This window comes from Sorangium sp. So ce1504, assembly GCF_051521635.1.
GTDB lineage: Bacteria > Myxococcota_A > Polyangia > Polyangiales > Polyangiaceae > Sorangium > Sorangium cellulosum_B.
Window position 1 is genome coordinate 7674504 of sequence record NZ_CP150365.1, and the last position, 22605, is coordinate 7697108.

16 protein-coding genes are annotated in these 22605 nt (G+C 71.2%); 9 read left to right on the forward strand and 7 right to left on the reverse strand.

The genetic code is table 11. From position 1 onward, the window contains the following. Window positions 1–6 precede the first annotated feature (6 nt). The gene (locus WMF39_RS28780) at window positions 7–2937 is read right to left on the reverse strand and encodes a DUF4215 domain-containing protein (protein WP_437739687.1); all 2931 of its coding nucleotides are present in this window, start codon (window positions 2935–2937) and stop codon (window positions 7–9) included. Window positions 2938–3416: 479 nt separating this feature from the next. On the opposite strand from WMF39_RS28780, the gene WMF39_RS28785 reads away from it, so the two are divergent. From WMF39_RS28785 to WMF39_RS28795, 3 genes are all read left to right on the forward strand, one after another. After that, entirely contained in the window at window positions 3417–9023 is a 5607-nt protein-coding gene (locus tag WMF39_RS28785) for a DNA repair ATPase (protein WP_437739688.1), read from the forward strand. Window positions 9024–9338: 315 nt separating this feature from the next. Further along, a complete protein-coding gene (locus tag WMF39_RS28790) occupies window positions 9339–10541 on the forward strand; it encodes an FIST signal transduction protein (protein WP_437739689.1) in 1203 nt (400 codons plus the stop codon). A 503-nt stretch (window positions 10542–11044) separates the two neighbouring features. Next, window positions 11045–12571, forward strand: a complete 1527-nt coding sequence (locus WMF39_RS28795) for a hypothetical protein (RefSeq protein ID WP_437739690.1) — start codon at window positions 11045–11047, stop codon at window positions 12569–12571. Between the two features lie 74 nt (window positions 12572–12645). Here WMF39_RS28795 and WMF39_RS28800 read toward each other — a convergent pair whose 3' ends face one another. Next, the gene (locus WMF39_RS28800) at window positions 12646–13608 is read right to left on the reverse strand and encodes an L-lactate dehydrogenase (protein WP_437739691.1); all 963 of its coding nucleotides are present in this window, start codon (window positions 13606–13608) and stop codon (window positions 12646–12648) included. Window positions 13609–13673: 65 nt separating this feature from the next. Continuing rightward, window positions 13674–14864: a mechanosensitive ion channel family protein gene (locus WMF39_RS28805; RefSeq protein WP_437739692.1), complete on the reverse strand. Its 1191-nt coding sequence runs from the start codon at window positions 14862–14864 to the stop codon at window positions 13674–13676. Window positions 14865–14947: 83 nt separating this feature from the next. On the opposite strand from WMF39_RS28805, the gene WMF39_RS28810 reads away from it, so the two are divergent. Further along, window positions 14948–15394: a CoA-binding protein gene (locus WMF39_RS28810; RefSeq protein ID WP_437739693.1), complete on the forward strand. Its 447-nt coding sequence runs from the start codon at window positions 14948–14950 to the stop codon at window positions 15392–15394. A 31-nt stretch (window positions 15395–15425) separates the two neighbouring features. On the opposite strand, the gene WMF39_RS28815 is transcribed toward WMF39_RS28810, so the two are convergent. Next, window positions 15426–15848 (reverse strand): cupin domain-containing protein, encoded by a 423-nt coding sequence (locus WMF39_RS28815; RefSeq protein WP_437739694.1) that lies wholly within the window; start codon window positions 15846–15848, stop codon window positions 15426–15428. A 221-nt stretch (window positions 15849–16069) separates the two neighbouring features. On the opposite strand from WMF39_RS28815, the gene WMF39_RS28820 reads away from it, so the two are divergent. Then, on the forward strand, window positions 16070–17107 hold the full coding sequence (locus WMF39_RS28820; RefSeq protein WP_437739695.1) for a PA0069 family radical SAM protein: 1038 nt from the start codon (window positions 16070–16072) through the stop codon (window positions 17105–17107). 162 nt (window positions 17108–17269) lie between these two features. On the opposite strand, the gene WMF39_RS28825 is transcribed toward WMF39_RS28820, so the two are convergent. Further along, window positions 17270–17644: a molecular chaperone DnaJ gene (locus WMF39_RS28825; protein WP_437739696.1), complete on the reverse strand. Its 375-nt coding sequence runs from the start codon at window positions 17642–17644 to the stop codon at window positions 17270–17272. Window positions 17645–17932: 288 nt separating this feature from the next. Here WMF39_RS28825 and WMF39_RS28830 point away from each other — a divergent pair, with 288 nt between their 5' ends. After that, entirely contained in the window at window positions 17933–18061 is a 129-nt protein-coding gene (locus WMF39_RS28830) for a hypothetical protein (RefSeq protein WP_437748151.1), read from the forward strand. A gap of 200 nt (window positions 18062–18261) precedes the next feature. Continuing rightward, complete coding sequence (locus WMF39_RS28835) at window positions 18262–18459, forward strand: cytochrome P450 (protein WP_437748045.1); 198 nt, start codon at window positions 18262–18264, stop codon at window positions 18457–18459. Window positions 18460–18534: 75 nt separating this feature from the next. On the opposite strand, the gene WMF39_RS28840 is transcribed toward WMF39_RS28835, so the two are convergent. After that, entirely contained in the window at window positions 18535–19491 is a 957-nt protein-coding gene (locus WMF39_RS28840; protein WP_437739697.1) for a helix-turn-helix domain-containing protein, read from the reverse strand. 208 nt (window positions 19492–19699) lie between these two features. On the opposite strand from WMF39_RS28840, the gene WMF39_RS28845 reads away from it, so the two are divergent. Then, window positions 19700–20455: an SDR family oxidoreductase gene (locus WMF39_RS28845; protein ID WP_437739698.1), complete on the forward strand. Its 756-nt coding sequence runs from the start codon at window positions 19700–19702 to the stop codon at window positions 20453–20455. A gap of 135 nt (window positions 20456–20590) precedes the next feature. Here the strand turns inward: WMF39_RS28845 and WMF39_RS28850 are convergent, their stop codons facing one another. Beyond that, complete coding sequence (locus WMF39_RS28850) at window positions 20591–21442, reverse strand: hypothetical protein (RefSeq protein ID WP_437739699.1); 852 nt, start codon at window positions 21440–21442, stop codon at window positions 20591–20593. A 307-nt stretch (window positions 21443–21749) separates the two neighbouring features. Between WMF39_RS28850 and WMF39_RS28855 the strand changes: the two genes are divergently transcribed. Next, the gene (locus WMF39_RS28855; protein ID WP_437739700.1) at window positions 21750–22253 is read left to right on the forward strand and encodes a DUF1801 domain-containing protein; all 504 of its coding nucleotides are present in this window, start codon (window positions 21750–21752) and stop codon (window positions 22251–22253) included. Window positions 22254–22605: the final 352 nt, after the last annotated feature.

A 22605-nucleotide genomic window follows, 5' to 3' on the forward strand; every position in this document is an offset into this window, starting at 1 on the left:
GGTGGATCAGTGGACCTCGTTGTGGCACGTGGCGCTGCAGTCGTCGCCGCTCGCGGTGTTGCCGTCGTCGCACTCCTCGAACGCCGTCTGCCGCACGCCGTCGCCGCAGTGCGGGCCGAACACGCAGCCCGGAGCGCACTCGCCGTAGCCGCCGTCGTTCTCGCCGTCGTCGCACAGCTCGGGCGGCGCCTGGGTCACGCTGTCGCCGCAGCGCGGGCCGTACACGCAGCCCGGAGCGCACTCGCCGTAGCCGCCGTCGTTCTCGCCGTCATCGCACTCCTCGCCGAGCTCCCGCTGCACGCTCCCGTCGCCGCAGACGGCGCCGATCCGGCAACCGAGGCAGCCCATGCTGCCGTCGTTCACGCCGTCGTCGCACTCCTCGCCCCACGCGTCCTGGGTGACCCCGTCGCCGCACTTCGCCGCGTCGCCGCACTCCGGCGTGCACCCGCCGTAGCGGCCGTCGTTCACGCCGTCGTCGCACGTCTCGTTGGGCTCCTGGACGACCGCGTCGCCGCACCGCGGCCCGATCACGCACTCCGGCGTGCACCCGCCGTAGCGGCCGTCGTTCACGCCGTCGTCGCACTCCTCGCCGAACTGGCTGTCGATCTCCTCGTCCCCGCAGCGGGGAGCCGCCACGCAGCCCGGCGCGCACGCCTCGGAGCCATAGCCGCCCAGGTTGGTGCCGTCGTCGCAGATCTCGTACGGCGAGGTCGTCACCCCGTCGCCGCAGTAGAGCCCCAGCGTGCAGCTCGTCGAGCATTTCCCGTACCCCGGGCCGTTCTCGTCCTCGTCGTCGCACTGCTCGTCGGGCGTGACGATGCCGTCGCCGCACACGGGCTCGCAGACGGACGAGGCCGCGTTGAAGCCGCCGAGCGTCAGCTTGTAGCTGGATGCCGTGGTGTGGCGCTCCGCCTGGAACACGACGACCTCGTAGACGCGCCCCTCCGTGAGGCCGAGGTCATCCATGCGCACCGTCCCGCGATCGTCCTCGACGCCGGCGACCTCGCCGGTCCCCATCGGGGTGTGGATGCCGCCGAGGTCGATGCGGAGCCGGTTGTTGATGAACACCCAGACGTCGTCGTCCCCGTAGAAATCGAGCCGCTCCCCGCCGTGGTACTCGAACCAGTAGCGGACCTCGCTCGTGAAGTAGAAGTTGTGATTGCCCGCCACGACCCAGTCGTTGAACGGATCGCGGGCCTCGCGGTTCGCCTCGCGCTGCTCCACGGGCACCGACGGGTCCTGCCAGCCCTTGCCGTCGAGCGGGAAGAACAGGTGATCCTCGAAGAGGAACACGCCCGACGTCCCGACACGCGCGAGCGGGAGCCAGCCCACGACCGTCTTCGAGAGGTCCGAGTCGTTGTACCAGCGATTGAAATCGGTGGCGTTCGTGAGGAAGGCATTCGGTCGCGCCGCGGCGAACTGGGGCTTGTTGTCGGCGCCGAGCGCGCTCTGCACGATGCCCGTGACGATGGCGTCCGGCGGGTTGGAGTCAGGCTCGAAGTTCGGCGCGTCGTGCTTGAAGTCGCGGTACACGATCGGCACGCGGAGCTCGTCGCCCAGGGTCGAATCGTTCCGGCAGCTGTACCCCGGCTCGATCGTGCACCCGCTCGAGCAGCCGTCGCCGCTCCTCGTGTTGCCGTCGTCGCACGCCTCGTCGCCGAGCCGCAGCCCGTCGCCGCAGGCCGACGAGCACCCGCTGTCGCCGCAATCCGGCTCGACCTGGCAGAACGGCGTGCAGCCGTCGCCGAGGTTGGCATTGCCGTCGTCACACGGCTCCGAGCCCTCCCTCTTCCCGTCGTTGCAGAGGGTATCGCGGCAGACGTAGCCGCCGGGCGCGGACTGGCACACGAGGCCAGGCTCCCACTTGCAGGTGGCGTCGCACCCGTCGCCATTCGTCGTGTCGCCGTCGTCGCAGTCCTCGCCCGCGACGACGCGCCCGTCACCGCAGACCGCCGTGCAGCGGCTCCCCGCGCGCGCGCAGTCGAACCCGGCCTCGAGGCCGCAGGTCGACGAGCAGCCGTCGCCCGAGACCGTGTTGCGGTCGTCGCACGCCTCGCCCACGCCGATCTGGCCGTCGCCGCACACGACCGTGAACGTGCAGTGCACGCCGTCCGGGCACTTCCAGCCGGCCTCGACAAGGCAGCTCGGCGAGCAGCCGTCGCCGGGCTCCGTGTTCCCGTCATCGCACCGCTCGGTCGGCCGCAGGCGGCCGTCGCCGCAGCGCTCGACCGGCTTGCAAGGCTGCCCGGGGACAGGGCACGTGACGCTGCCGGGGTCCTCCAGCGCGCAGACCTCGGAGCACCCGTCTCCGGACACCGTGTTCCCGTCGTCGCAGCTCTCCCCGCCCGAGACGCGCGCGTCGCCGCACGAGTGGAGCCGGTAACACGGCTCCCCCGGCGTCCGGCAGACCCAGTCGCCCGGCTCCCTCTGGCAGCGATCGTCGCAGCCGTCGCCCGAGGCGGTGTTGCCGTCCTCGCAGCTCTCGCCGGGCTCCACCGCCCCGTTGCCGCACGCGATCGTCGTGTGACAGAGCTCCCCGGGCTCGCAGACGCAGTACGGCTCCACCTTGCAGGCGCCAGAGCAGCAGTCCCCGGGGAGGCTGTTCCCGTCGTCGCACGCCTCGCTCCCCTGGTTGATCTCGCCATCGCCGCACGCCGGCTCCACCGCGTCGCACTCCGGCGGAGGATCCGGCGATTCGCAGGGATCGCCCCCGGCGCCCCCGCTCCCGCCCGATCCGACCGTCATGAACCCGCCGAAGCCCCCGCTGCTGTCCTCGCCGCCGGTGCCTGAAGCCCCGCCGCCGCCCGCACCGCCCTCGCCGCCGCCCGCACCGCCCTCGCCGCCGCCCGCACCGCCCTCGCCGCCGCCACCGCAGGCGACGAGCGGACCGGCGAGCACGACGAGGAGCACGGAAGTAAGTCTCTTTCCCAAGCCCATCGACGCCACCATCCCAACTTGCTTCAGAAGGTCGTCACGCTGTCCATGCCACGCCGCGAGGCGCCTCGAGCGACGAGGTGCGCCGCTGGGGGCAAAGTGAGCGCACGTCGCACAGGCGCGCGCTCGCATCGACATGTGGGTCGCCCTCGTTCCCGCCTCATCGCAACGCAGCCACCCGCGTGGAGCAAGCGGATTTCACGGTATAGCGGGTTCCCGACGCGCCGCCCGCCGGGACGCGACGGAATCCGCGGGCGGCGCGGCGGCATGGCGGCGCGACGGCGGCGGCGCTCGAGCTTGACATCCCTGGAAGAGGTCCGGGCGCCGCCTCGCGCGCCGCGCCGCCTCGCGCGCCGCCCGCCGCGCGGTCGCCATCTCGCCCCCCGGACGCGGCGAACGGCTGTAACCTGGCCGCGGGCAGGCCGAGGCCCGCGCGGATTCGACGCGGGGGCGGGCCTTTCGGCTGACCACACGGAGCATGCATGGTGTCGACAGGGGCCTTGGACGGCGCGGCCCGAGCGGCGGGGGCGTCCCCGCCGCAGGCGGCGGAGCCGCTGGATGGGGGCAATTACGAGGTCATCCGGCGGCGGCTCGTCGAGCGCGCCGAGGAGCTCGCCCGCCGCGCCGAGGCGCTCAACGCGCGGCGAAAACAGGTGTTCGGCGGCACGGACCTCGCGCTCCTCGAGAACGCCCGCGTCAGGACCGAGAACAACTGCGTGCCGCGCGACATCGTGAGCATCCGGGGCAAGCTGCTCGTCGGCTACCTCGTGTTCATGGGGCTGAAGGAGGTCAACGTCGGCGACGTCTTCAGCCTCCACCGCTTCGCGAAGGACGGCGGCGCGTTCGACCTGACGCACGTGCCGCTCGACGAGGGCGAGGCGTTCCTCGGCGACCCCAGCTTCGTCAAGGAGTTCAAGGACCTCCACCGCTACGTCAAGGAGCCCCGGCTGCTCCAGCTGCGGCGCAGCGGCGACACGCGGCTGCTCGCCATCTTCCAGGTCGGCGCGACCGAGCGCGACACCAAGGTGTTCCGGTGGAGCATCGACGCGACCGGGCGCATCCGGTACCTCGACGCGCGCGGCGACGAGGACAACGTCCGGCCGCGCGCCCACGACTTCGCCTGGACCCAGGCCACCCGCGACGACCACGTGCAGGGCAAGCACCCGCACGTCGCGATCCTCGGCGAGATCTTCGTCGAGACGGTCGGCGGCGATCTCACGGTCAAGGTCGAGAACAACACGACCACGGGGCTCGGCATCTACCGCGAGCCGGTCGACGACGCGGGCCAGGCGCTCGACGACGCCGACATCCAGTACGCCCGGCTCGGGCCGCTCATCCTGCTCAAGATCAAGCCGTTCCGGGAGCCCTCGTACCGCTACCTCGTCTACAACGGCCGCACCCGGAAGGTCACGCGCATCGACGCGATCGGCCTCGCCTGCCTGAGCCTCCCCGAGGACCAGGGCATCGTCTTCCCGAACGGCTACTACCTCATCACCGGCGAGACGAAGCGCTTCGAGGGCAGCACCGAGAGCCTCGTCTTCGAGCGGGTCATCCGCTCTCCGAACGGGGAAGACGTGCTCTACGTGTTCCACCAGGTCGTCGAGGGGCGGTACGTGCTCTTCCCGTACAACCTGATCCGCAAGGAGATCGCGACGCCGATCCAGTGCCACGGGTACAGCCTCTTCGACGACGGCAAGATGGTGATCTTCCGGGCGTCCAGCGACGAGGCGACCCGCGTCCACCCGATGCAGATCTGGCAGACGCCGTTCATGACCGCGGAGTTCGCGGCGTCGGCGCCGACCGACGGCTCGTACCTCGCCAAGGTGGGCAACGCCGACCTCGTCCGGGGGATCTCCGACGCGCTCAGCATGCGGCGCGCGGCGCTGGACGGGTCGCCGACCCGCCAGACGTACGAGGATCTCATCAAGACCGCCGAGCGGATGGCCGACGCCTACTACTGGCTCGGCCACGCCGAGGCGGGCGATCTCCTGTCCGTCGTGAACGAGCTCCGGGGCGTCTCCGAGAGCATCGTCGACGAGTTCGAGAAGGTCGAGGGCATCAAGGCGCGCGCCGCGGCCGCGCTCGCCGAGGCCGAGGCGGCGCAGCGGCAGCTGCTCTCCGGGGTGCGGCCCGAGGACGCGGCGAGCGTCGACGCGTTCCTGAAGGCCCTGACCGCGCTGCGGCGGCAGCGGGGGCACCTCATCACGCTCCGCGAGCTCAAGTACATGGACCTCGGCCGCGTCGACGCGCTCGAGGCCGAGATCGTCGCGCGCGCCGACGAGGTGAGCCAGGCGTGCGTGACGTTCCTCCTCGGCGAGCAGGCGTTCCGCCCGCTGGCCGACCGGCTCGCGGGCCTCATCGCGAAGATCGAGGCCGTCGCGAAGTCGCCCGAGCTCGCGCCGTTCGCCGCGGATCTCGACGCCGTGAACGAGGGGCTCTCGGTCCTCGCCGAGATCGTGGCGAGCCTCAAGGTCGACGACCCCACGGCGCGGACCCGGATCCTGGAGGGGATCAGCGAGGTCTACGCGCAGCTGAACCGCGCGCGCGCGACGCTGAGCGCCCGCGGCAAGGACCTGCGGGGCGCGGAGGGGCGCGCGGAGTTCGGCGCGCAGTTCAAGGTGTTCGGCCAGAGCGTCTCGAGCGCGATCGCGGTGTGCGACACGCCCGAGCGCTGCGACGCCGAGCTGTCGAAGCTGCTCGTCCAGCTCGAGGAGCTCGAGGGGAAGTTCGGCGAGTTCGACGAGTTCCTGGACGAGCTCGCGGCCAAGCGCGAGGAGGTGAACGACGCGATCGCGGCGCGTAGACAGGCGCTGCTCGACGAGCGGCAGCGGCGCGTCTCGAACCTCGTCGCCGCGGCGGACCGGATCGTCCAGGGGGTGGCGCGGCGGGCGCGCACCTTCGCGGGCGTGGACGAGCTCAACACGTACTTCGCGTCCGACGCCATGGTCGCGAAGCTCCGCGATCTCGCGGCCGATCTCCACGCGCTCGGCGACAGCGTGAAGGGGGACGAGGTCGAGGCGCGGCTCAAGTCGGCGCGGCAGGACGCGCTCCGGGCGCTGCGCGACCGCGAGGACCTGTTCGAGGGCGGCGGCGACGTCATCAAGCTGGGCCGCCACCGCTTCAACGTGAGCACGCAGGCCCTGGAGCTCACGCTGGTCCCGCGTGGCGAGGGGCTCGCGCTGCACCTCACCGGGACCGATTTCTTCGAGCCGATCGAGGATCCGGCGCTCGAGAGCGCGCGCGATCTCTGGGGCCAGGAGCTCGCGAGCGAGACCCCCGAGGTCTACCGGGGCGAGCTCCTCGCGGGCTCGATGCTCGCGGACGCGGAGGCGGGGCGGGGCGGGCTCTCGATCGAGCGGCTGCGCGAGGCGTCCCTCGGCCCGGGCGGGCTGCTCGGCGCGGTGCGCGCGTACGCGGAGGGCCGGCACGACGAGGGCTACGAGCGCGGCGTCCACGACACGGACGCGGCGCTGATCCTGGAGAAGGTGCTCGCGCTGCGGTCCACGGCGGGGCTCCTGCGCTTCGGGAGCGCGCCGCGGGCCCTCGCCTGCCTGACCTGGGCGGGGCTCGACGCGCGCGCCCGGGACCTCGCGCACCGGCGGTCGCGGAGCCTCGGCCGGCTTGCCGCGCAGCTCGGCGAGAGCGAGGCGCGGGCGGCGCTCGCGGCCGAGCTCGCGCAGGGCGTGGCCGCGGCGGCGGCGGCGCATCGGCTCGAGGCGAGCGCGGCGGACGTGCGCGTGGCGGCGCGGTACCTCGTGGAGGAGCTGGCGGCGGAGCGCCCCCGGTTCGTGACGAGCGACGCGGCGCTCGCGCTGCGCGACGCGCTGCTCGCGCGCCTCGACCTCGCGGGGGGCCGCGCGGCGTTCGAGGAGGACCTGCGGCAGCTCGAGAAGCACCCGGCCGAGCGGCTGGAGCTCGCGCTCGCGTGGCTAAGGGGGTTCGCCGCGAGCAACCCTGCGCTCAGGCACCTCGCCCTCGAGGCGGCGGTCGTCGTCGTGACGGAGCGGCACATCGAGCGGGAGCCGAGCGGGGCCGTCACCGAGGCCCGCGTCGAGGGGCTGCTCGGGCAGCACCCGCGCATCAAGGAGCGCGCGATCGCGCTCCGGCTCGACGAATTCCTGAGCAGGATCGAGGACTTCCTGCACGAGAGGGCGCCGCGCTACCGCGCCTACAGGAAGGTGAGGAGCGAGATCGCGGAGCGGGAGCGGAAGCGGCTGCGCCTCGAGGAGTTCGCGCCGCGGGTGCTCACGTCGTTCGTGCGCAACCGGCTCATCGACGAGGTGTACCTGCCCCTCGTCGGCGCGAACCTGGCGAAGCAGCTCGGCGCCGCGGGCGACGTGAAGCGCACCGACCTGATGGGCATGCTGCTGCTCATCTCGCCGCCGGGCTACGGCAAGACGACGCTCATGGAGTACGTCGCGAGCAAGCTCGGCCTCGTGTTCATGAAGGTGAACGGGCCGTCGCTCGGCCACGAGGTGACGTCGCTCGACCCGGCCGAGGCCCCGAACGCGACGGCGCGCCAGGAGGTCGAGAAGATCAACCTGGCGTTCGAGATGGGCAACAACGTGATGCTGTACCTGGACGACATCCAGCACACGAACACGGAGCTGCTCCAGAAGTTCATCTCGCTCTGCGACGGGCAGCGCCGGATCGAGGGCGTGTGGCGGGGCCGGACGAGGACGTACGACCTGCGCGGCAAGAAGTTCTGCGTGGTGATGGCGGGCAACCCGTACACGGAGTCGGGCGCGCGGTTCCAGATCCCCGACATGCTGTCGAACCGGGCCGACACGTACAACCTCGGCGACGTCCTCGACGGCAAGGAGGCGCTGTTCGCGCTGAGCTACCTGGAGAACGCGCTCACGTCGAACCCGACGCTCGCGCCGCTCTCCGGGCGCGCGCCGGGCGACACGCACAAGCTCATCCGGATGGCGCAGGGCGAGGCCATCGCCTCGACGGAGCTCGAGCACGCCTACTCCGCGGCGGAGGTCTCGGAGATGGTCGCCGTGTTCGATCGGCTCTTCCGGGTGCAGAAGGTGCTCCTGTCCGTGAACCTCGAGTACATCCGGAGCGCGTCGCAGGACGACGCCTTCCGGACGGAGCCGCCGTTCAAGCTGCAGGGCAGCTACCGGAACATGAACAAGCTGGCCGAGAAGGTCGTGGCGGCGCACACGCCCGAGGAGGTCGATCGGCTCATCGACGATCACTACGTGAGCGAGTCGCAGACGCTGACGACGGGCGCCGAGCAGAACCTCCTCAAGCTCGCCGAGCTGCGCGGCCGGATGACGCCGGAGCAGGCGGCGCGGTGGGACGAGATCAAGAAGGGCTTCGTGCGCATCAAGCGCATGGGCGGCAAGGAGGACGACCCGGTCGTGCGCGTGACCGGCACGCTGTCGATGCTGGGCGAGCAGCTGGAGGGCATCCGCGGGGCGATCGGGAAGGCGGCCGCGGTGGCGCAGGCGGGGGACGCGCGGGCGCGAGAGATGAAGCAGTGGCTCGCGCCCGAGATGGAGCGGCTCTCCACGGCGCTCAGGGGGGCGGCGCAGCCGCGGGTCGACGTGAAGGTCGAGACGGATCGCTCGGTGTCGGAGTTCGTGGGGCACCACCTGTCGCTGGTGGAGCGGCTCGTGGCGCCGCTCGCGAAGGCGACGACGCAGAGCGCGTTCGGCATCCGGGCGATCGAGGCCCAGGTCTCGGAGCTCGCGCAGGCGCTCCGGTCGCTCGACGAGAAGGTCCGCGCGGCGGCGCGCCCGCAGAGCCAGCCGCCGCCGCCGCGCTTCGAGGCGCGGGTCGGGGCCGCGTCGCCGGCGAACTTCTACCGGACGGCGCCCGCGGCCGACGTCGTCGACCACGGCGGCATCTTCGTGCCGACCTTCCGGCCGCCGCCGGCGCGCGGGACGACGGTGGCGCTCAAGATCCCGTTCGCGGAGGGCGGCGAGATCGACGCCGTGGGGGTGGTCGAATGGACGCGCGAGGCAGAGGAGGAGGGCCCGCCTGGGTTCGGGGCGCGCTTCGTGCGGCTCTCGGGCGAGCAGCGGGAGCTCGTGGAGGGGTTCGTGCGGCAGCGGGAGCCGATGCTGCTCGGCATGTGAGCGCGCTCGCAGAGACGGCGCTCGTACGCTCTGCTGTCGACGCCGCGCGACGCCGCGCTTGCGCGCAGGGCGGAGCATCGCGCGGTGCTCCGGCGCGGAGGTATGCGGCCCGAACACAGCATCCGAGCTGAGCCGAGGCTGCCCGATGCTCGTCACCCGAGCGAGCGGCCGCGCGCACCCCTCTATCGCGCGCCCCTCCATGAGGAGTAGAGCGGCCTCCCTCGTGCGTGATATCACCGTCATGACGCGGTTCGTCGGCGATGGCCTGGATCCGAAGCCCGCGCTCCGGCGCCGGGCACTCAGGAGCTTCAGCGCATGAAGATGATGACCCTCGGACCCTTTGACGGGAACGCGTGGCTGCTCGGCCGGAAGATCGAGCGGACGGTCGCGGAGTGGAAGGAGCCCGCGCGGCTCGCGATCGTGGCCATGCCGAGCGGGACGAAGCACGAGGAGTACCTCGCCGCGGTCGAGGACGCGACGGGCGTTCCGGTGGTCGGAGCCACCACCGGCGGGGTGTCGTTCACGGAGCGCGGCTTCAGCAGGAGCGGGGTGACGTGCGCCTTCCTCGGGGGAGCGAACGTCGAGGTGGCGTGCACCGCGGCGCGCGAGCTGCGCTCGGATCACGGCAAGAGCATCAGGGCGGCGCTGAGCGACATGGACGAGGCTGTCTCGAGCGGCAGCGGGCGGAGCGGGGCGACGAGCTCGATCCTGGTGCTGGCGGACGCGTTCGCGTGCGACGGCGACGATCTGGTGGCCGCGCTGCGCCAGGGCGTGCCGCCGCACACGCGCGTCTTCGGCGGGACGGCGGGCGACGGGTGGACGTTCGAGGGGGCGCGGGTCTTCCTCGGCCGCAAGGTGCTTACGGACGCGGCGGTCCTCGTGCGGTTGACGCACCGGCAGCGGGTGAACATCGACGTGGTGCACGGTTTCCGCGCCGCCGAGGGCGGGCGGGATTTCACGATCACGGACATCGAGCGGAACGTGCTCAGGACGCTGGACGGGCAGCCTGCGGCGCGTGTGTACGAGGAGGAGCTCTCGCGGCTCGGCTTCCGGTCGAGCGGCGAGGGGCTGCTCCAGACGATGGCGAAGCACGCGCTCGGGGCGAAGACGCCGTTCGGCGAGTCGCTGAAGATCAGGTCGCCGATCGCTATCCGCGGAGACGGCGCGGTGGTGCTGACCGGGGGGCTGGCGCGCGGGCAGGTGGTGCGCGTCGTGAACGCGGCGACCGACGCGGTGCTCCAGGCGGCGAAGAGCCTGTCGACGAAGGTGCTGGGGCCGCTGCCCGGGGTGGCCGGTTCGCTGGTGTTCGACTGCGCTGCGCGGTTCCGGATGCTGGGCGAGCGGTACCGCGAGGAGGTGCGGGCGTTCCTCTCGCCGAACGCGGCGTCGAACCCGATGTTCGGGATGGCGTGTTACGGGCAGATCGCGAAGTTCGGGGGGAGCGTCGAGGGGTTCTACAACACGAGCGCGGTCATGGTGGCGTGGGGGGAGTCGGACCAGGCGACGGCTGGCGGCTGAGCTTTGCTGGGCTGACGAAGAGGCGGGGCGGCTCGTTGCGCGTGTGGGGGCTTTGCTGAGCTGACCGGCCCGAGGAGAGGCACGAGCTGGGTCTGGTCAGCCGACGGACGATAGACGCCCTCGACGTTCACGAAGGTGCGATGACGTTGCACGGCCGTTCGTGGCACGCGTCATGTCTGCACCGCGGCGAGCGTGTCACCGGACCACCATCGATCGCGAGACACCTGCAGGGGAGCAACACCGCTGGACGTCGAGCTGCGTCCGGCGCGGCCTACCCGATGCGGTCCGTTCACGGCGCGCTGGCTTCGCCGCGAGAGGGGCGCATGTCGAGGCTGAACAGGACGGGTGGGTCGTCAAGGTGCTCGACTTCAGCGTCGCCAGGAACCTCTCGATCAACGGCGGACTCCACACCATGCCAGGCGGGGCGGTCGGGTCTCCGCTGTACATGAGCCCGGCGCACGTCGTTCGCTGAGCATACGACAGTGACACGGAGGAGTGACTTCATGCGATGCAATCCGTTGGAGAAGACGCATCGATTCCGGTGCGCCGCTGTGCTCGCCGCGGCATTGTGCGCGACCGCGTGCCAGCGGGCGCGAATGTACGAGGAGCCTGTAGGACCGAGGCCGGTCGTCGGGTGCGACGTGTTCGCGAGCGCGAGCGCTGCGCCCGGAGGCGCCGGGACGCGCGACGCTCCCCACGCGCGCCTGCAAGACGCGATCGACGACGCGAAGGGCGGGACGGTTTGCGCATGCGCCGGCCATCCTTTCGCCGAGGCCGTGACGCTGCCCGCGGGGATCGAGGTGCGTGGGGACTTCACGTGCAATGGAGAGTGGAAGCAGAGCTCGGATGCGAAGAGCACGATCGCGGGGCCGGCGGGGCAGGTCGCGCTGACCCTGACGGGCGACGCGGACGGGGCGAAGGTGCATGGATTCGTGATCTCCGCGGCGAGCGCGACGGAGCCTGGCGGGTCGTCCATCGCGGTCGTCGTGGCGGACATCGCGGCCGAGCTGAGCCACCTCGAGGTGCGGGCCGGCGACGGCATGCCCGGCGCCGACGGTGAGCCGGAGGCGACCGCGGCAGACGCTGGGGGAGACGCTCCGACAGAGGGCGCGCACGCACCGACGAATGCCTGCGTAGTTCCCGCGCACGGTGGTGAGTCCGGACGGATGACGTGCGGTGACGTGGTCACCGATGGTGGCCCGGGCGGGACCGGGGAGACGTCGCCCCTTTCCGTGAGTCTGCCCTCCACGCCCGCGCAACCCGGTGAGGGCGGCAAGCCGCTCGCGAGCACGCCCCCGGACGGATTTGGAGGCACGGTCGACGCCTCGGGAACCCGCCAAGCCGGCATCGCCGGTGCCACTGGCGCCAGCGGGACGCCTGGCGAAGGCGGCCATGACGGGAGGCTGACCCTCGCCGGCATCACAGACGGCGACGGCGCCCCCGGCCAGCCCGGCAAGCCGGGCCAGGGAGGCGGAGGGGGAGCTGGCGCACGCGTGCTGGGCGTCGTTTGTACCTTCATCGACGGACGTCCGGCAGACGGCGCTGCCCCTGGAGGTGGGGGTGGAGGCGCAGGCGGATGCGGCGGCAAGGGCGGCGCAGGCGGGAGAGCCGGCGGGTCCAGCCTCGGAATCGTGAGCACCGAGACGAAGCTGGGCCTGGCCGATGTGACCGTCACGGTGGGTCATGGCGGCCATGGAGGAATCGGCGCCGCAGGACAGAGCGGCGGAGAAGGGGGGCGAGGTGCGCCGGGCGGCACGACCCGGAACGATACGAATGCGCCCGACAACGGGGCTGGGGGGATGGGCGGTCGTGGCGGCGATGGCGGCCCCGGAGGCGGCGGGCGCGGCGGACATGCGATCGGCATCGCCTACGACGCCGCCCCTGCTGTCGTGCCGTCGTTGAAGGAGTTCATCCCTGGAGAGCCGGGTGAAGGCGGTCTGGGAGGACTCGAGTCGTCATCCAGCGCAGGCCACGCCGGCGTCAGCGCCGCCTGCTGGAGCTTCAAGACAGGGACGCGCTGCGCGCCGTGAGCCGCGGCCGCCGCCACGCAGCACACCTCGAGGAAGGCCTATTTGAAGATGGGCAACGGCCGCACGGGGTCGCCTCAGAATCCGAGCGCTCGGATCGCCTTGCGGATCGTGTCCGCGCTGGCCCGGACGCCGGCCTCCTCCTCGGGGCTCATCGGTATGGGCAGCTGTGACTCGACGCCGGACAGGTTCACGATGCACGGCACGCTCAGGCAAACGTCGTCGATCCCGCGATAGCCGCTCAGCAGGCTGCTGACGGGCAGCACGCGGCTCTCGTCGCGGAGCAGGGCTTCCAGGATCTTGGCGGTCGCGAGGCCGATAGCGTAGTTCGTCGCGCCCTTGCCGGAGATCACCTGGGCGGCGGCGTTCTTCACGTTGGAGAAGATCTCCGCCCGGTCGCTCGCGCCGAGCGCGCCGTGGCCGGGCACGGACCACGCGTCGAGCGGGATGTTCGCCACGTTCGCGCTGCTCCACAGCGGCACCTCGCTGTCCCCGTGCTCTCCCGCGATGTACGCGTGGACGTTCTGCACGGCCACGTCGAGCCGTCTCGCGATGAGGAACCTGAACCGGCTGCTGTCGAGCACCGTGCCGCTGCCGATCACGCGGGCGGGCGGGAGGCCTGTCAGCTTGAGCGTGACATACGTGATCACGTCGACCGGGTTGGTGACGAGCAGGTAGAGCGCGTCCGGCGCGACGGCCTGGAGCCTCGGCAGGAGCTCGCGGCATATCGCGACGTTCGCGGTGGCGAGGTCCATCCTGCTCTGCCCGGGCTTCTGCTTCGCACCGGCGGTGATCACGACAACGTCCGCCCCGCGGCAGACCTCGACGTCATCGCTGCCGTCGAGCGTGGCCACCGGGACGAACTGCAGCCCATGGTTGAGGTCGAGCACCTCGGCGTCGACCTTGGCCCGGTTCGTGTCGAACAGGGCTATCTGCTTCGCCACGCCGCGGAGCAGGCTCGCATAAGCGATCGTCGCGCCGACGCTGCCAGCACCCACGATCGCGACCTTGCTGGAAGAGATGGTCCGGTGATCAGGCATACCGCTGGGGTACAGCGCCGGGGCGATTGCACCAAGGCAAATCGGGCCGCTGAGCCCGCGCGGGATCAGCCGTGGCCGCCCGGCGGCGGGGCGGCCGGCGCCACGACGATCGCCGCCAGGACCGCCGGCGCCGCCCTCGGGTCGGCGGCGGGTGCTGCGGCGCCGGCGGGTCCTGCAGCACCCTCGGCGGGCCCTGCGGCGCCAGCTGGAGGCCGTATCTCGACGGCGAGGGCCGGCTGCGCCACCGCGGGGCTGAGCGCCACGCCCTCGTCGCGGCACGCGCGGAAGAACGCCTTCATGACCTCGGACTCCAGCAGATCGTGGCGCTCGAAGTCGGCGATCCAGAACTTGATGACGTAGCGCTGGAAGAGCGGCGTGACGGCGGCGAGCCAGAGCCTGGGCGCGGGCTCGCGGAGCACCTCGGGCACCTCGCTGCAGGCGCGCTGGGCGGCGCGCTCCACGGCCTCGGAGGAGGCGGCGAGCGCGACGAGCATCTCGATGTTGCGCGCGCAGTTCCGGTCCGGCGCGCAGAAGTTCTGGACGCGCGCCTTGGCGATGATCGAGTTCGGCAGGATCACGACGTCCCCGGAGAACGTCCGGAGGCGCGTGGAGCGCCATCCCACGTAGATCACCTGCCCCTCGACCCCGTCGACGAGGATCCAGTCCCCGACGCCGAACGAGCGCTCGGAGTGCAGGGCGAGCCCGGCGAACAGGTTGCCCAGGGTGTCCTGCAGCGCCAGGCCGAGGACCACCGTGATGACGGTCGAGGTCGCGAGCAGCGGCACGAGGTCGACCCCGGTGACCGCGCCGACGATCGAGAGGCCGGCGACGAGGTAGAGGATCGTGAGCAGGAGGTGCCGCACCAGCGCCGGGAGCAGCACCTTCCTGCGCTCGGCGAGCCAGTAGTCGATGACCAGGGTCTCGGCGATCTCGATGGCGAGGTACGCGGCGAGGGTGAGCTCCAGGAGGAGCACGCCCTTGTGGAGCGTGGGCAGCTCTCCCCCGCGAAGGGAGATGAACGCGTGCAGCGCGAGCAGCGCGACGAGCATGCGCGCCGGCAGCCGCATGCGGCGGACCAGGAGGTCGTCCAGCGACGTCTGCGTGGCGCCCGCGAGGCGCGAGAGCGAGGCGAAGACCAGGCGGTAGGCGAAGAAGCCGAGCGCGAGGACGGAGGCCGAGAGCGCCAGCGCGACGGGCAGCGAGGCGGGAGAGCGGATGAGGTCGGCCCAGAGCGCGAGGAGCCGGTCGAGGTTCACGCGGCCGAGTCTGCCACAACTCTGCCACGGCCCGAGCGCGGGGATCCGTCGCCGAGCCGCGCCCGGGGGCGTAGACTCCTTCCATGGACGACATTCGCGATGTAAGCGACGACGAGGCCCGGGTGGCGGAGCTGGTGCGCTCGGCGCGGCGGGTGGCCGTGCTCGGCATCAAGACCGAGGCGCAGTCGGATCAGCCAGCGTTCTACGTGGCCAGCTATCTGCAGGGCGCGGGTGTGGAGGTGATCCCGGTCCCTGTCTACTACCCTGACGTGAAGACCATCCTCGGCCAGCAGGTCTATCGCCGGGTGGCCGACGTCCCGGGCCCCATCGACATCGTCGATGTCTTCCGGCGGGGCCAGGACGTCGCCGGGCACCTCGACGACCTGCTCGCCGCCCGGCCGCGCGCCGTCTGGCTGCAGAGCGGCATCCGGAACGACCAGGTGGCCGAGCGGCTGGTCGAGGCAGGCATCCTGGTCGTGCAGGACCGCTGCCTGATGGTGGAGCACCGCCGCCACGCAGGGCGGGGCTGAGGCGTCGGACGGCGGGCTCGCCGTGGGGCGACTACACCGCTCGGTGCTGCGTCCCCTTGCCGAACGTGATCGCCAAGAAATCCCCCTGCTCGTGGACGATCATCCGGTGCCACACCCCTTGCGGCACCGTGCACGCCGTCCCTGCGCGCAGCGCGACGACCCGCTCGCCGCCCTCGTCCTGCAGCACCACGTCGATCGCGCCCGAGAGGAGGTACAGGATCTCGTCCCCGGCCGGGTGCATCTCCCACCGGGGCGTGTCCTCGGCCATGTGAAACCGCGTCACGAGCCAGCCATCCACGCGCTTGACCCGCCGGATCTCGGCGCCCGCCGGCTCGTCGGACATGAGCTCTTGCCAGAACGTCGGCTTCACATCGATCTGCAGCGCATCCCCCGCGTCCGCGAGGTGCAGGTACGTGCTGCGGAGATCGAACCCAGGCTGTCTCGGCTCGGCCATATTTCCCTCCCCCGTCTCGACTGAGGGCGTCCATGCCAGCAGGGCTCCCCTACCGCGTCAATCCGCTCTTCCCGCCGTGGCCTCCCCGCCGGTACGACCGGTGCGTCTCAGGCGCCCCGGCGGAGCCCGCCGGCCTCTACTGAACAAATGCTCCCATCCTGACCGGGACGCGCTAGACTGCGCTCGCAGCGCTCGCCTCTTCGCCCGGAGTACTCCGCACCATGCCGCGCCCCGTGAACAACCCTCCGAACCCCTGGTCGTCGACGCAGGTCGAGTACCTCGAAGAGGCGCCCCCGGCGACGCTGCAGATCTTCGAGGAGCAGGCCCGCTCCATCGTGACCGCGAACGACAGCCCCGATCTTCCATTCCGGTTCAGCGTCAACCCGTACCGGGGCTGCCTCCACGCGTGCGCGTACTGTTATGCCCGGCCGTCGCACCAGTACCTCGGGTGGGGCGCCGGGACGGATTTCGACCGCAAGATCGTGGTCAAGTCGAATGCGCCCGAGCTGCTCGAGAAGGAGCTCAACAAGCCGAGCTGGCAGGGAGACACGATCGTGTTCTCGGGCAATGTCGATTGCTACCAGCCGCTCGAGGCGAGCTATGAGCTCACCCGCCGCTGCCTCGAGGTGTGCCTCGCGTTCAGGAACCCGGTCGGGCTCATCACGAAGGGCGCGCTCGTGCGGCGCGACGCCGCGTTGCTCGGCGAGCTGGCGCGCCGGGCCCGCGCTCGGGTCCACTTCAGCATCCCGTTCGCCGACGACGCGGTGGCGCGCAAGATGGAGCCGTATGCGAGCCGCTCGTCGCTGCGCTTCGAGGCGATGCGGGCGCTCTCCGACGCGGGGGTGCCGACGGGGATCTCGCTGTCGCCGATGATCCCCGGCCTGAACGACAGCGATGTCCCGGAGCTCCTGGAGCGCGCCCGGGCCGCTGGCGCGGACAGCGCGTTCATGATGCCGCTGCGCCTGCCGCGCGAGGTGCTCCCGGTCTTCGACGAGCGCCTCGAGGAGGCCTTCCCGGACCGCGCCGCCAAGGTCCGCCGCGGCATCCAGGAGATGCGCGGCGGCAAGATGAACGAGGCCGCCTTCGGGGCGCGCTTCCAGGGCGCGGGCCCGCGCTGGGCGGCGATTCAGCGGCTCTTCGAGGTCCACTGCCAGCGGCTCGGGCTCAACGTGGCGCGCGGCAGCGGCGAGTACATCGAGCGAGAGGGCGAGTCGACGTTCAGGCGGCCGAGCCGGCAGGGGACGTTGTTCGACCTCTGAGCGTGGCCTGCGGGCTCGTCGTGATCGTGCACGACGAGCAGCGCCTTGCTTCGCCGGCGCCTTGATATTTCGTGACGTAGCCACCACCCGAGAAGGAAAACTGCTACCCAGTGATCGCGGCACCAGATGCATGACATGGCGCTCGCGGCTGCCCTGCGCCGATCACGATCCGGGCGGACGGAGCTGCTTGCGGACCTTCTTGATGAAGGTCTGGGTGCACTTTCCGTGAGTGCCCTCATGCTCCATGATCTCGAGCGTGAGCTTGGCCTTCGTCCCGCTGGAGAGATGTGCAGCCGCGTTCACCTCCCTGGCGAGCTGGATGCCTTCCAGCGACGCAGGTCCCTCCGGCTTCTCGACGGCCGCCTGCTTGTTCGGCTGCCGGAAGTGGGAAGGCTTCGTCTTGGTGACGTCGCGGAAGCCGGTGTCGTCCGAGCGCCGGCCGGTGCCGTGGCAGCCCGGACAGGAGGCGGTGGTGCCGGAGAACGAGTTGGCGATGCGGCCGTCGCCGCCGCAGATGCCGCAGGATTCACCAGCCATGAGCCTGGCCCTCGGGTCGGGGCAGGTGCTTCGGGTCCTTCATGCCCGAGAGCATACAGCCGATCGTGGCTCGTGGAAGCTTCGCCTGGAGCGGTCCTCCATTTTGTGCGTCGCGGCTGTGCTCCGCGTCGCGCGGCGTGAGCGGGATCCGCGTCGTTTGGCTCGCCCCCGCGCAGGGGCGAGCGGGACGCCGCGAACCCATCCGGGTGGGCTGGCTCGTCCACGCGGAACATGGGTCGCATTCATCTCCCGGTGGACAAGGCGCGGTGGTGCTCAACATTGAGCAACGTGCCCCGGTCGACGTGGAGCAACGGGCAGACCGAGGATCAGGTGACGAAGCTGAAGGTGCTCAAGCGCCAGATGTACGGCCACGCCAGCGTGGGGCTCCTGCGCCAACGATTGCTCCTCGCGGCGTAAAGCGGCATTCTGGAGCGTACGGCCCGCCTGCAGTATGGGAAGCAGATCTGCGACCTGGCCCAGCAGCACTCCCGGGACCTCAAGCCGGGTCTGGAGCTGGTGGCGCAGGACCTCATGCAGACGATCTCGCTGCAGACGATCATCCACCTCGTGTTCGGGGTCACTGCGCCGACGGAAGCGGCGCGCCTCGAGAAGCTGCTCTGCACACGCTGCTCTTCGCGGGGCACAGCACGACCGCGGGCGCGCTCACCTGGGCGCTCTATTTTCTCGGACACGCGCCAGCCGTGTTGCCCCGGCTGCAGGACGAGCTGACGGCGCTGGGCGCGGATCCGGACCCCGAGGCGCTGGCCAAGGCGCCGTATCTGGAAGCGGTATGCCCGGCGCTCCGGTGCGCGTGATCGTCCGTTGATTCCTGCCGCAGCGAATTCTATTGAGTTGCGCTGACGTCCCTCTCCCCGCGGGCGGAGGCGCGCTCACACCACGGCGCGCGCGAACTGTCCCGGCGTGATGCCGACGATGCGCTTGAAATGCCGGTTGAGCTGGCTCTGGTCGTAGAGGCCGACGCGCGCGGCGATCTCGGACGGCGGCACGCCCCGCGTGAGGAGCGCTCGGGCGCGACCGATTCGCAGCTGCGTCACATAGGCATACGGCGTCACGCCGAGCTGGTCGCGAAACGCGCGGATGAGCTGGAACTTGTCGAGCCCCACGTGCAGAGCGATCTCGTCGAGAGAGAGCGCGGTGACGAAGCGCTCGCGGATGAGCTCGAATGCGCGGCGCAGGGGGGCGCCCCAGGCGTACGGGCGCCCGCGCCCGGCGTGACCCGGACTGGTGAGCGCGACGACGGAGCGCAGCGACTCGGCGAGCGCGGTCTGGAGCGCGAGGGGCTCGGCGTCGCCCTCGCGGACGAGCGCGTGCAGGGTGAGGAGCGGCGCGCCCTCGGGCTCTCCGCGTTCGAGAAACAGGCCTGGCGGGAGCGCGAAGGGCCGGCCTCCGAGCGAGAGGCGCGCTTCGTCGACCAGCGCGTCGTCGAAGAGCACCACCTGGAAGCGCGCCGGCCCATCGCGGCTCTCCTCGCGATGCACCTCACCCGGGAGCATGAGCGCGAGCGCGCCCGGCGTCGCCGTCCAAGCGCGCCCGCGCGCCCACCACGCGCATTGGCCGGCCGTGAAGGAGACCGAGGCGAAGCGGTCCTTCACGGAACGGTGGCGCCGAGCATCGCTGCGGCAGCGGGCCACGGTCACGCCGGAAAGCGCCTTCGGTCGCACGATCTCGATACGCAGCGGATCGTCCGGGTCGCCGGCTGGCAAAGCGCTCGGCATGCTCCGGATCCTAGTGAGCCAGCGCGCACCGCGCCAGGCCCATTTCCGTGGATCGCACGCTGCGCGGGTCCCGTCAATTTCGCCCAAGCCGCGCCGGCGGAGGGTGGACATCCTCCGTCCCGAGGTCGCGGGTCTCGTCATCCTCGGCTCATCCTCGACCCGCTTGCGCGCGAATCTGACGGACGTCGCGTTCGCAGGCGATCCGCTGCGTTTCGACTCGGGCGCTGCCCTCCTCGACGCGCGGCGGAGCGCCTCGGCGCCGCGCGCTGGCATGACATGGCCTGTCGTTCATCAGGCCCACAGATCCGGAGCGAATCCTATGGGACGGTTGCAAGAAAAAGTCGCGCTCATCACGGGTGGAAACATGGGAATCGGCAAGGCCGCAGCGCTGCTGTTCGCCCAGGAAGGCGCCAAGGTGGTCATCGCCGCTCGCCGGGTGGCCGAGGGCGAGAGGACGGCCGCGGAGATCGTCGCCCGAGGGGGAGAAGCCATCTTCGTTCCGGCGGACGTGTCGCGCGCGTCCGACTGCGCCGCCATGGTCGCAGCCGCCGTGAAGAGGTACGGGCGGCTCGACGTCGCGTTCAACAATGCAGGCGTGGAGCAGGTCATCAAGAGCCTGCCCGAGCTCGAGGAGGACGAGTGGGATCGCGTGATCGACATCAACCTGAAGGGCGTCTTCCTGTCGATGAAGTTCCAGATCCCGGAGATGCTCAAGGCCGGCGGGGGCGCGATCGTCAACACGTCCTCCGTCGGAGGCCTCGTGGCGACGCCTGGTCTGTCCGCGTACGTGACGTCGAAGCACGGCGTCATCGGGCTGACCAAGGCCGCGGCCATCGATTTCGCTGCTCGCAACGTGCGGGTGAACGCGATTTGCCCCGGGGGCACGCACACCGCAATGTTCGACAGGTGGATAAAGGATGGGGCCGTGGAGCAACACGTCCTCGCGAGCCACCCGATCGGCCGGTTCGCGGACCCGATCGAGCCGGCTCGGGTGGCCCTCTTCCTGGCGAGCGACGAAGCGTCGTTCGTGACCGGGGTCGCCCTGCCCATCGATGGCGGGCTCGTCGCGGCCTGACACGGACGCTATGTGGACGGCAGGAGGGGGAAGCGCGGGACGACGAGCGGCCGTCGAGGGAGGGAAGCACGTTGCGCCGGAGCGCTCCGACCCGGGCTGGACCCGTGGCGGCGGGAGCGCGGCGCGTCGGCGCGGTCAATCCGCGCAGCAGAGCACGCCGCCGCCCTTGTCGGACGTCTTCGTCACCACGTTGGCCTCATCGCAGCCATCTCCGCTGCCATCTCCGCGGCAATTCCACATCGACCCGATGGCTCCGCACAGATCGTTCGAGAAGCGATCGAGCACGCCGCAGCTCGCGGCGACACGGGCGTCACCCATGGAGCCGCAGCCGAAGAGATCGTTGGCCGTGAGCGGCGAGGTCGCGCAGCCCCGGGCGCAGCTGCAGCCCGTGCAGGACGGGGAGTCCTCGAGCGAGCCGGTCGCGCAGATCGCGCACCCAGTGCTCCCCTGGCGCGTGGCGAAGAAGAGGTCGGGGCCGAACTGCGCGCCCTCGCAGCCCGTGGGCGAGCGGCGGGCGACGTCCTCGGCCCCTGCGCACACGTGAAAGCCGGGCGCGCAAAGGTCGGCGGCGCCGCACCTGAGCCCCGTGGGGTTGGCGCTGTCGTTGCCGGCGAGGTGGGCGCATCGCGGCGCGGTGGCGGTGAGGATCCCGGGGATGGACCAGCCGCCGGAGCAGGCGGCGATGAGCGGATAGACCGCCTCGTCGAGGAAGCCCTCGCGGGTGCCGTCGCTGCAGCCGCTGCTCGTGCCGCCGCCCGTGGAAGACGACGCGGCGGACGAGGAGGCGGCGATCGAGGCCGAGGCGGTCGACACGGCGGACGCCGAGGACGCCGCGTGGGTCGAGGCGGCCGGGGCGCCGCCGCTGCCTCCCATGCCGCTGCCGGCGCCGAGGTCGCCTTCGAGGGAGCTGCGCGCCCCGCACGCGGGAAGGGAGAGCACGGCAGCGAGAACCGAGAACGCGGCGCGGGGCGCAAAGGACATGTCCATGCCGCGATGATCGCACGTGCCACCGCGCGGCGAGAAGCGGCTCGCCGGGAGCGCTCGTGGCGTATCATCCTCCCCGGCCGAGCATGGACGTCGCCGCCGGGTACGAGGGATTCTCCGCCGCGCAGTGGGGCCGCCTCCGCGCGGCCACGCCACTCACCCTCTCCGAGGCCGACCTCACCGCCTTGACATCCTCGCGTCGGTTCGTCTTTTCTCACCCTAAGCGCGTCCGATCACGACGGTCGGGTCACGCGAGATCCCCTGAAAGGGCGCTGGAGCTCGGGCCATCGAGTCAGGCGTACAACACATCATGAAGCGCGCAACCGAGAAGCCGAGCAAGCCGCGAGCGAAGGCGCAGAAGGGGTCGCCCGAAAGGCGCGAGCCTCGGGAGGCCCCCGGAGCGCCCGCCGCGCCCGCCACGCCCGCCGGCGCGCAGGAGAGCCCGGCCGTCGTCGCGTTCCTGCGCGAGCTGGATCATCCGCGGAAGGAGGCGATCGTGGCCCTCCGGCACATCATCCTCGGCGTCAACCCGGCGATCCGCGAGGAGATCAAGTGGAACGCACCGAGCTTCCGGACAACCGAGCATTTCGCCACGTTCAACTTGCGCGCAAAGGACCGCGTCCGGCTCATCCTTCACCTCGGAGCCAAGGTGAAGGACACAGCGGCGAAGGGGCTCGAGATCGCGGACCCGGCTGGCCTCCTGGAGTGGCTTGCCAAGGATCGCTGCCTCGTGACGTTCAGCGACGGTGAGGACGTCCAGGCGAAGCAGGCGGCGCTGGAGTCCGTGCTGCGCGCGTGGCTCCGATGGCTCTAACCCCTGCACCGGTAGCGGGCGAGCGGGGTCGATCGTGCCTGTCGTCCGCGGCGCAGCGTGAGAGCACCCTGGATGACCGGCGAACGGCCTCGGCCGCCGCTACTGACCCAGCGGCGGCGCGCAAACCTGGGTGGGTCGCCACAGATCGTCGATAATGCTGCTTGCGTTCGAAGATTTGTCCACCATAACGCAGCACGAACCGCGTGCAGTACCTCGAATCACGTGAATCTACGCGGCGCACTGATTGCCATCACCGCACCGTGACACTTGCTCGCCGCCTCGCGCTCGGCCTCGGATTCATCATGGTCATCGCGGTGATCGCGTGGGCCTCAGGTATCGTGAGCACCCCCAC

Coding starts and splice junctions, on each gene's coding strand:
- WMF39_RS28850 (WP_437739699.1), bottom strand. CDS start 21,442: ATGGACATGTCCTTTGCGCCCCGCGCCGCGTTCTCGGTTCTCGCTGCC.
- WMF39_RS28815 (WP_437739694.1), bottom strand. CDS start 15,848: ATGGCCGAGCCGAGACAGCCTGGGTTCGATCTCCGCAGCACGTACCTG.
- WMF39_RS28795 (WP_437739690.1), top strand. CDS start 11,045: ATGCGATGCAATCCGTTGGAGAAGACGCATCGATTCCGGTGCGCCGCT.
- WMF39_RS28855 (WP_437739700.1), top strand. CDS start 21,750: ATGAAGCGCGCAACCGAGAAGCCGAGCAAGCCGCGAGCGAAGGCGCAG.
- WMF39_RS28785 (WP_437739688.1), top strand. CDS start 3,417: ATGGTGTCGACAGGGGCCTTGGACGGCGCGGCCCGAGCGGCGGGGGCG.
- WMF39_RS28800 (WP_437739691.1), bottom strand. CDS start 13,608: ATGCCTGATCACCGGACCATCTCTTCCAGCAAGGTCGCGATCGTGGGT.
- WMF39_RS28810 (WP_437739693.1), top strand. CDS start 14,948: ATGGACGACATTCGCGATGTAAGCGACGACGAGGCCCGGGTGGCGGAG.
- WMF39_RS28840 (WP_437739697.1), bottom strand. CDS start 19,491: ATGTCCACCCTCCGCCGGCGCGGCTTGGGCGAAATTGACGGGACCCGC.
- WMF39_RS28845 (WP_437739698.1), top strand. CDS start 19,700: ATGGGACGGTTGCAAGAAAAAGTCGCGCTCATCACGGGTGGAAACATG.
- WMF39_RS28780 (WP_437739687.1), bottom strand. CDS start 2,937: ATGGGCTTGGGAAAGAGACTTACTTCCGTGCTCCTCGTCGTGCTCGCC.
- WMF39_RS28820 (WP_437739695.1), top strand. CDS start 16,070: ATGCCGCGCCCCGTGAACAACCCTCCGAACCCCTGGTCGTCGACGCAG.
- WMF39_RS28825 (WP_437739696.1), bottom strand. CDS start 17,644: ATGGCTGGTGAATCCTGCGGCATCTGCGGCGGCGACGGCCGCATCGCC.
- WMF39_RS28790 (WP_437739689.1), top strand. CDS start 9,339: ATGAAGATGATGACCCTCGGACCCTTTGACGGGAACGCGTGGCTGCTC.